This window comes from Aeromonas sp. ZOR0002, from assembly GCF_963866995.1.
Lineage (GTDB): Bacteria > Pseudomonadota > Gammaproteobacteria > Enterobacterales > Aeromonadaceae > Aeromonas > Aeromonas caviae.
In genome coordinates this window covers 1-4,854 of record NZ_CAWMFQ010000022.1, presented here as the reverse complement: position 1 = coordinate 4,854, position 4,854 = coordinate 1, and the positions used below count along the sequence as shown (strand labels likewise).

5 protein-coding genes are annotated in these 4,854 nt (G+C 63.7%); 2 read left to right on the top strand and 3 right to left on the bottom strand.

Annotated elements, in window-relative coordinates; genetic code table 11:
- Nucleotides 1-522: hypothetical protein (locus AACR77_RS01530; protein ID WP_042879367.1), on the top strand; the 522-nt coding region annotated here is incomplete at its 5' end.
- 9 nt (nt 523-531) lie between these two features.
- Here AACR77_RS01530 and AACR77_RS01525 read toward each other — a convergent pair.
- From AACR77_RS01525 to AACR77_RS01515, 3 genes are all read right to left on the bottom strand, one after another.
- Nucleotides 532-993 (bottom strand): DUF2919 domain-containing protein, encoded by a 462-nt coding sequence (locus tag AACR77_RS01525; protein WP_042879365.1) that lies wholly within the window; start codon nt 991-993, stop codon nt 532-534.
- Nucleotides 994-1,136: 143 nt separating this feature from the next.
- Complete coding sequence (corA, locus tag AACR77_RS01520) at nt 1,137-2,084, bottom strand: magnesium/cobalt transporter CorA (protein ID WP_005301617.1); 948 nt, start codon at nt 2,082-2,084, stop codon at nt 1,137-1,139.
- Nucleotides 2,085-2,499: 415 nt separating this feature from the next.
- A complete protein-coding gene (locus tag AACR77_RS01515; protein WP_042879364.1) occupies nt 2,500-4,143 on the bottom strand; it encodes an electron transfer flavoprotein-ubiquinone oxidoreductase in 1,644 nt (547 codons plus the stop codon).
- 126 nt (nt 4,144-4,269) lie between these two features.
- Between AACR77_RS01515 and AACR77_RS01510 the strand changes: the two genes are divergently transcribed.
- Nucleotides 4,270-4,854 (top strand): electron transfer flavoprotein subunit beta/FixA family protein (locus AACR77_RS01510; RefSeq protein ID WP_042879385.1); only part of this gene is annotated, 585 nt, incomplete at its 3' end.

Below are 4,854 nucleotides of genomic sequence, written 5' to 3'. Positions count from 1 at the left end.
CCGCCACAAAGCCTGCTCATCGAGTGGCGGGTGGATGGCGCCTCCAGCAGTCAGCAGGCCGGAGTGGGGCTGGGCCTGGATGCCAAACGGCAGTGGCTGCTGGAGGGGGATGCCCGGCACTATGAACGCAGCCAGAGTGACAACTGGCAGGTGCGTGGCCTCTCCGGGCGGCCCGTGTTGTTGCAGATGGGGTCCTATCAGCCGGTCACCTTTTACCAGTGGCAAGGGGGAAGGGTGGTGGGCATGATGCCGCTGATGAACGGTCTCTACGCCACCGCGACCCTGATAGGGGACAGGGTGCAGGTGGCCCTCAGCAGTGAACAGGCAAGAGTGGAGCGAGGCAACATACACACCGGCCAGAGTGCCACCGAGGTGAGCGGCGCCCCGGGCCAGTGGCTGACGGTGGGGGAGCTTTCCACAACCCAAGGCAGCCGGGAGGCCGCGATCGCCAATCCATCAGGCATGGGCGGAGCCAGCGGCAGCGAACGCCAGACTCTGCAGATCCGGGTCACGCGCCAGTGAACCAGCCTGTCAGTGGGGCTGATCCTGGGCGTAATCCCGCAACTGGCGGCTTCTCAGCAGATACCAGAGCGCCCAGAGGCTGGCGATGAGCACCAGGGCGGTGGGCCAGTTGAACGACCACTGCTGCAGATTGAGGCTGTGCAGTTGCATCAGCAGGCCACTGACGGCAGAGCAGAGCAGCAGCAAGGGGCTGTGGCGTCTGAGCCAGGCTCTGGCACTGTGAGTCTGGCGATGGGTGCCGCCGCAGGCGAGCAGCGCCAGCATGGCGGGCACGTCCGTCAGCAGGCTGACATAGAGGGTGAGCTTGTCCGGGTAGAAGAGGGTCAGGATGGCGCTGCCACTCTCCCGGGTGACCCCCGCCATCAGAAACAGCCAGACCGAGCGGGTCAGCAAGAGGGCGATGGGCCAGAACCAGAGCGGGGGGCGCAACTGGCCGTGATCGTCGTAACGGTGTTCGGGGTAGAGGGTCATGGTGGCCCGGTATCCATTCATGCAGTGCGAGTGATGAAGGGGATATGGGGCACAGGGCAGGCCATTGCAAGGCCGGCAACGGCCGGGAATTAATCGGGGGCCAGGCCCCCCAATCCGCAGTCTTTAGTTGCCGGGTTCCGGCGTCACAGCCAGCCTTTTCGCTTGAAGAAGAGACCGGTGCCCAGCGATGACATCACCATCAGCACCAGGGAGAGGGGATAGCCGTATTCCCAGGCGAGCTCCGGCATGCGGCCGAAGTTCATGCCGTAGATGCTGGCGATAAGCGTCGGCGGCAGGAAGATGACCGCGGCTACCGAGAAGATCTTGATCACCTTGTTCTGCTCCAGGTTGGTCACCCCCATGGAGGCCTCCAGCTGGAAGTTGATCTTGTCGAACAGGAACTGGGTATGGGGCAGCAGGGACTCCACGTCGTGCAGCATCTCGTCGATCCACTTGTTCTGCTCCCCCGTCATGCGCTGGCGCAGACTGCGTTTGAGGAAGCGCAGGGCGCGGCGGGTATCGTGCAGGGAGAGACGGATCTGGCCGTTGGCCTCTTCCTGGGCCATCAGCTCCTTGAGCATGGGGTTGATCTGGTCCGGCTCGAAGATCTGATCGGCGGTGTTCTCCAGGGTCTTGTAGCCATCCTCGATGAGATCCGAGAGATACTCCACCTTGAGGTTTTGCACCTCCAGCAGGATGTCGAGGGCATCTTCGACCTCCAGCCTGTCCTGACGCATGTAGTGGCGCAGCAGACGCACCAGGCCGATGTCGTCCTCGCGGATGCTGATCAGCAGGTTGTTGCGCAGGGTAAAAGAGACGTGCACACCCTTGGTGTCGCGACCGATGCGCTGGGGAAACAGGGAGTGGATGTGCAGACCGTCGGTGTCCCAGTAGAAGCGGGCGGATGCCTCGATGTCATCGAGCTCCTCCTTGTCCGGCACCTCCTCCAGGAACAGGCCCGTCAACCATTCTCGCTCCGCTGTGTCCGGCTTGTAGGCATCCAGCCAGACGGTGTTGTCGGGAACGATGTCATCCGGCCCGAGCGTGACTATGTCCAGCACCTTGTTGTTGAGAATGTAGGCGGTGATCATCTGTCCCCCCTTAAGAAGTCATGGGTAATCAGGGATGGTTGCACAGGTTCATGCGGCCTTAGATCGCACGGAAAGCGATCCCATGAAATAGCATAACGAGGCCGATGGACAACCTGAATGCGGCGAACTATACAGGGGCGGGACCCGCTTGTCAGGGCCTATTCATCAGGGGTTCAGCCTGTTCGCTCAAAAAAACGGCGAGGTCGGATCAGCCGTGGCGACCCCGATGCGGGCGATCCCGGCGTCGCCTTCTTTGTTCGCCCTGGTGTGGGGGAGGGCCCGGGCTCACCGGCGGGAATGGCGGGTTGCTGGTCGCCCTGCGACAGCCCCCGGCCAAGCGCAGGAAACGGTCTCCGGGCGGTGTTCCGGGGCTGCGTCTCCTTGTTATCTGCTCTGGTGTGCGTGGGCAAGCCTGTTACAGATTGGGGTAGTTGGGGCCCGAGCCGCCCTGGGGCGGCGTCCAGACGATATTCTGGCTGGGATCCTTGATGTCGCAGGTTTTGCAGTGAATGCAGTTGGCGGCGTTGATCTGCAGCCTTGGCCGGGTATCCCCATCCAGGATCTCGAACACCCCCGCCGGGCAGTAGCGCTGGGCGGGTTCGGCCCAGGTGGGCAGGTTGACCTCGACCGGAATGCGCGCGTCCTGAAGGGTCAGGTGACAGGGTTGATCCTCGTCGTGGCTGGTGCTGGCCAGATAGACGGAGGAGAGCTTGTCGAAGCTGAGCTTGCCGTCGGGTTTGGGGTAGTCGATGGGCTGGCAACGGCTGGCCAGGCGCAGCTGGCGGTAATCCGGCTCCTTGTCCAGCAGAGTAAAAGGAGAAGTCAGGGCAAAGAGTCGCTGCTCCAGCCAGTTGAAGGCGCCGCCGAGCCAGGGGCCGAAGCGGTGCAGGGCGGCCCCAACGTTGCGGGCCCTCTTCAGTTCCCGGGTCAGCCAGCTTTGCTGCAGCGCGTCCTGAAACTCGGCCAGATCCCGTCCCCCTTCATCCCCTCCTCGTAGTGCCATGGCGACCGTCGCGGCCGCCACCATGCCGGACTTCATGGCGGTGTGGATCCCCTTGATGCGGGAGAAGTCCAGGGTGCCCGCGTCACAGCCGATGAGCAGGCCGCCGGGAAAGTGCATGCGCGGCAATGAGTGCCAGCCCCCCTTGGTAATGGCCCGCGCGCCGTAGCTGATGCGCTCGCCCCCCTGCAACGTTGCCGCGATGAGGGGGTGGTGCTTGAGACGCTGGAATTCGTCAAAGGGGCTGAGCCAGGGATTCTGGTAGTTGAGATCGACGATAAGGCCGACCGCCACCTGATCCTGGGCCAGATGATAGAGATAAAAGCCCCCCTGACTCTTGTTGCCCTTTCCCTCACCAAGGGGCCAGCCGCTGCCATGGAGTACCCGCCCAGGATGGGATTGTCCCGCAGGCACCTGCCACACCTCCTTGAAGCCGATGGCGTAATGCTGCGGCTGGGCGCTATTTTCCAGATGGAATCGGGCGATCAGCTGTTTGCCGAGGTGGCCGCGCGCCCCTTCGGCAAACAGGGTATAGCGGCCATACAGGGCCATGCCGGGCACGTGATCCGGCTTGGGGTTGCCCTCCTTGTCGAGACCAAGATCGCCGGTCACCACCCCGCGTACCCGGCCCTCCTCCACGATGAGGGTGCTCGCCGCAAAGCCCGGGTAGATCTCGACACCGAGGGCCTCGGCCTGCTTGCCGAGCCAGCGGCAGAGGGTGCCGAGGCTGATGATGTGGCTGCCGTCGTTGTGCATGCGGGGTGGCACCGCCCAGTGGGGCAGTTGCAGGGAGCGGCTGTCGCTTTGCAGCAGATGGACCTGATCATCCGTCACCGGCACGCCGAGGGGGGCCTCCTGCCAGCTCTCTGGCAGCAGCTCCCTGAGGGCGACGGGATCGAGCAGGGCGCCGGAGATCAGGTGGGCGCCGATCTCGGCACCCTTCTCCAGCAGGCAGACCGAGAGGGCCGGGGCCTGCTGCTTCAATGCGATGGCGGCGCTCAGGCCTGCCGGGCCGCCACCGACGATGACGACATCAAATTCCATTGCTTCGCGTTCCATCTTGCCTCTGCGCTCGACTTGGCCTAGGGTAGTGCTGGTAGTTTACGTAAACGTAAACCACTTTGTCAGCAGAAAAGTGAGTGACGACAAGGTGGACCCACACAACAGGTATGAGGGATGACCGCCATGAAGCTGCTGGTCGCAGTCAAACGGGTCGTTGATTACAACGTCAGGATCCGGGTCAAGGGGGATGGCTCCGATGTGGAGCTCGCCAATGTGAAGATGGGCATCAACCCGTTTTGTGAAATCGCGGTGGAGGAGGGGGTCAGGCTGCGGGAAGCCGGCGTGGCATCCGAGCTGGTGGTGGTGACCTTCGGCCCCGAGGCGGCGGCCGAGCAGTTGCGCCATGCCCTGGCGCTGGGGGCGGATCGGGCGCTGCACTATGTTACCGGCGAGACCCTGACCCCGCTCACCGTGGCCCGGGCCCTGCAAACGGTGTGCGGGCAGGAGCAGCCCGATCTGGTGCTGCTCGGCAAACAGTCCATCGATTCCGACAACAATCAGGTAGGGCAGATGCTCGCCGCCCTCAATGACTGGCCGCTTGCCACTTTCGCCTCCGCCATCAGGCTGGTGGAGGGGGAATTGCAGGTAACCCGCGAGATAGACGGTGGCCTCGAGACCCTCGGCATGGCGCTGCCCGCCGTGGTGACCGTGGACTTGCGCCTCAACGAGCCGCGCTTCGCCTCCCTCCCCAACATCATGAAGGCCAAG

Bases quoted from the DNA above. Each gene is read 5' to 3' on its own strand.
- AACR77_RS01515 (WP_042879364.1), bottom strand. From the start codon at position 4,143: ATGGAACGCGAAGCAATGGAATTTGATGTCGTCATCGTCGGTGGCGGC.
- corA (WP_005301617.1), bottom strand. From the start codon at position 2,084: ATGATCACCGCCTACATTCTCAACAACAAGGTGCTGGACATAGTCACG.
- AACR77_RS01525 (WP_042879365.1), bottom strand. From the start codon at position 993: ATGACCCTCTACCCCGAACACCGTTACGACGATCACGGCCAGTTGCGC.